The 2,103-nt window shown below is 62.0% G+C and carries 2 protein-coding genes and 1 pseudogene; all 3 read left to right on the forward strand.

What is annotated here, in order from left to right; genetic code table 11:
- Positions 1-123 (forward strand): annotated as a pseudogene (locus tag ACPUER_RS36455) (IS66 family insertion sequence element accessory protein TnpB); the annotation flags it as partial.
- Complete coding sequence (gene tnpB / locus ACPUER_RS36460; protein WP_059729852.1) at positions 99-452, forward strand: IS66 family insertion sequence element accessory protein TnpB; 354 nt, start codon at positions 99-101, stop codon at positions 450-452. The pseudogene ACPUER_RS36455 and the gene tnpB, both read left to right, overlap by 25 nt.
- 31 nt (positions 453-483) lie before the next feature.
- The gene (gene tnpC, locus ACPUER_RS36465) at positions 484-2,064 is read left to right on the forward strand and encodes an IS66 family transposase (RefSeq protein ID WP_425133546.1); all 1,581 of its coding nucleotides are present in this window, start codon (positions 484-486) and stop codon (positions 2,062-2,064) included.
- Positions 2,065-2,103: the final 39 nt, after the last annotated feature.

Consider the following 2,103-nt stretch of genomic DNA (forward strand, 5'->3'; position numbering starts at 1 on the left):
AATGTACGGCTGTCCAACGGTGTCGAACTCGAGCTGGGCAAGGCCATCGCGACCATCGACGAACTGACGACCTTGGTTCAGATCCTGGGGAGGATGCCGTGTTCCGGTTCGACGAAGGCCTGAAGGTCTACCTGCACCGCGATCCTGTCGACTTCCGGTACGGCATGAACAGCCTATCGATTCTCGTCGAACAGTCGATGCGACTGAACCCGATGGATGCCTCGCTCTACGTGTTCGGCAATCGGCGTCGTGATCGGATCAAGATCCTCGGCTGGGATGGGAACGGCTTCTGGCTTCTAATGAAACGCCTCGAGGCCGATCGCTTTACCTGGCCAGACAAGAAAACCGAAGTCGTGACGATGACGACGGACTTGTTGCATGCATTGCTCGACGGTGATGACATTACCACGATCCAGCGGCATCCGAAGCGCGAATATCGCCGCGTGAGCTGAACAGGGATGCGGGGTGTCGGTCTAACCCGGCATGCCGATCAACGTCACGATTACCGCCGAGGAATTGAAAGAGCTGCTCGCCGAGCGCGATGCTGCTCGTGCATTACGAGAAGAAAAGGAGGCATTACGCGGCGCCCTGCGGCTCGCGACGGCGGAGCGTGATCTTGCTGAGGAACGACTCCGGGCCTACCGTCGCGAACTGTTCGGCGCGAAAAGCGAGGCACGAGACTCGGATCAGTTCGGCCTGTTCAATGAAGCCGAAGCGCTCGGTGCGAACAGCGCGCCCGCGCAGGAAGATACCTCAGAAACGACGGTTGCCGCGCACACGCGCAAGAAGCGCGGCCATCGCAAGCCGCTCGATCCCAACCTGCCGCGCGACGTTGTGCGGCACGAGCTGCCCGAAGCGGAGCGCTTCTGCACGCACGACGGGCACGCGCTCGTCGAGATCGGCGTGGAGATTAGCGAGCAGCTCGACGTGATTCCGGAGCAGCTTCGCGTGCTCCAGCACCAGCGCGTCAAATATGCGTGCCCGTGCTGCGATCTCGGCATCAAGGTTACGCCGGCGCCGCCGCGCATCATCCCTCGCGGACTGTTGAGCGAATCGGCGCTCGCGTGGATCGCCACGGGCAAGTATCAGTTCGGGATGCCACTGTATCGCCAGGCTGGTCTGCTGCGCCGCTTCGGCGGGGACATCTCGTCGAACACGATCGCCGCTAGCATGGTTCGCGTCGGCCTCGCGACGCAGCCCGTGATCAATCTGATGCGCGATGCATTGCTCGACGCCGAGCTGATCTACTGTGACGAGACGACGCTCCAGGTGCTGAAGGAAGAGGGCCGTCGACCGCAAACGACGAGTTACCTCTGGGCGCAGATGACCGGTTCGGGTATCCCCATCCGCTGCTTCACCTATACGCCCGGGCGCGGCACCAAGCTGGCCGACAAGCTGTTCACCGGGATCCGTGAGGGCGCGGTCATGATGACCGACGGCTACGAACCCTACAACGACATCGCTGAGCGTCACCAGCTCGTGCACCTTGGATGTTGGGTTCACGTGAGACGGTACTTCGTCAAGGCCGAGGACAACGTGCCCAAAGCGGCCCGCTCACCCGAACTGCTCGCGACACGCTTCATCAAGCTGATCGGCAAGCTGTTTGCCGCCGAGGCCCGCAGCGCGGCGTGGACAGCCGAACGACGGCAGCGGTTGCGACGACGATACAGCACCCGTGTACTCGACGCGATCCACACGCTGATGCTCGAGCAGTCGCCCGGCGTCGTACCAAAAAGCTTGCTCGGCAAAGGGCTGACCTATCTGCGCGAGCAGTGGCCGAAGCTGATCCGCTACGTCGAGAACGGCAGTTGGCCCATCAGTAACAATCCCTGTGAGAATGCGATTCGCCCGTTCTGCGTTGGGCGCCGCGGATGGCTGTTCTCGGACACCGTCGACGGCGCGAACGCGAGCGCCAACCTGTATTCTCTCGTCGAAATCTGCAAGGCCAACGGTATCGATCCGTATCGCTATCTCACCTGGCTGTTCCAGCGTCTCCCGCTGGCAACGACCGTTGACGACTACGACGCGCTGCTTCCTTGGAAGATGCCCGTCGACCTCCGCTGATCCGCTTCGTTACCACACCTCACGCGCTCGGCCACCTTA

Source organism: Burkholderia sp. DN3021 (assembly GCF_049805555.1).
GTDB lineage: Bacteria > Pseudomonadota > Gammaproteobacteria > Burkholderiales > Burkholderiaceae > Burkholderia > Burkholderia pyrrocinia_C.

Coding starts and splice junctions, on each gene's coding strand:
- tnpC (WP_425133546.1), top strand. CDS start 484: ATGCCGATCAACGTCACGATTACCGCCGAGGAATTGAAAGAGCTGCTC.